At 50.6% G+C, this 767-nt stretch carries 2 protein-coding genes; both read left to right on the top strand.

Annotation, left to right across the window (positions count from 1 at the left end):
* Positions 1-215, top strand: a 215-nt coding sequence (locus CAY35_RS09530) for a DUF6973 domain-containing protein (protein WP_219930477.1), incomplete at its 5' end; no start/stop codon positions are given.
* A gap of 8 nt (positions 216-223) precedes the next feature.
* A complete protein-coding gene (locus tag CAY35_RS09440; protein ID WP_141742424.1) occupies positions 224-685 on the top strand; it encodes a hypothetical protein in 462 nt (153 codons plus the stop codon).
* Positions 686-767: the final 82 nt, after the last annotated feature.

Here is a 767-nt window from a genome sequence, read left to right as displayed (position 1 = left end):
CACAATGCCACAGCATCGGTGAGAATGGTGCCATGAAGATTGCTTCAAATCACGAAGCGGTTCGTAACGGACCGGCGCGTGAAAAGAAGATGGACCTAGCCAACAACAAGACTGGTCGATCGGTAGGCAAGGCACAAAAACAGCTTCAAAGAGCAGTGCTAAGTGCAAGTCTTTGGCCAACCAGAACAAGCTGGTTACCCTCTAAAAATCATTGAATGCGAGCATGAAAACTACTAAACGACTGTCTTTGAAAATTATCCCTGTGACTGCTCTGGCCGTGCTGATGGCTGGTTGCGCTACGCAAGGTTCATACGAGGAAACGCTGATTTCTGAGGCGAAGCCTGGTAAAACTGTGATGCTTCCACAGCAGGATTCGCCCATGGAATCTTGGGAACGTGTTGCAGTGGTGTGCCCGTATTCCTCGGCTTCTGCAGATCTGCCTGCCCCTATGAAAAACGTGGTGGATCAATTGGATGCTGACTCCGGGGACCAGCGACAGTGGTTGGTCTTTGGACAAGGAAATGATGCCCAGCCGGTTGAGTTGAGCCGTTCGAAGGTTGATTTCTGCTCTGGAAAGACAGACTATGTGAAGGCGTTCCCGGCCGATCAGCAATGGTCGGTACAGGAAGGCCCTGAAGGAACCATGGAGTTGTCTCCTACTAATTCTCAGGGATCTTCCTCATAGGGGTCTTCCCGTTGGTTTGAAAAAGGCTGCCTGAGGTGTCCCAGGTTTTGTTCCGTTTGAGTAGATGGGTAAATCTGGGATG

This window comes from Pseudoglutamicibacter cumminsii (genome assembly GCF_003143995.1).
Classification (GTDB): Bacteria; Actinomycetota; Actinomycetes; order Actinomycetales; family Micrococcaceae; genus Pseudoglutamicibacter; species Pseudoglutamicibacter cumminsii_B.
This window is presented reverse-complemented; position numbering and strand designations above follow the sequence as displayed.

Excerpts from the sequence above, each read along its gene's own strand:
- CAY35_RS09440 (WP_141742424.1), top strand. The coding sequence starts at position 224 with ATGAAAACTACTAAACGACTGTCTTTGAAAATTATCCCTGTGACTGCT.